General features: G+C 62.5%; 1 protein-coding gene. It reads left to right on the plus strand.

Features of this window, described 5'->3' with window-relative positions; genetic code table 11:
• The coding region (locus ACX4ZE_RS23295; RefSeq protein WP_480275610.1) for an alpha/beta fold hydrolase at positions 1-307 on the plus strand (307 nt) is incomplete at both ends.

The following is a 307-nucleotide window of genomic DNA, read 5'->3' on the forward strand; positions in this document are numbered from 1 at the left end:
CGGAGCACTACCGCCGCTGTGGTGTATCCACCCGCTCGGCGGCATGGGGTGGTTCTACCACGCACTGACACTGGAAATAACAGACCGACCGATCTACGCCATCCAATCCCGAGGACTGGACGGTGCACCGACCGCGACCTCGGTCGAACAGATGGTGTCGGACTACGCCGACCAGATCATCGCCATCCAACAACACGGCCCGATCCACCTGCTCGGATGGTCCTACGGCGGGACCATAGCACACGCCACCGCATGCGAACTCCAGGCCAGAGGACGGTCAGTGGCATTCCTCGCACTCATCGACAGC

Source organism: Nocardia sp. TBRC8007 (assembly GCF_056629435.1).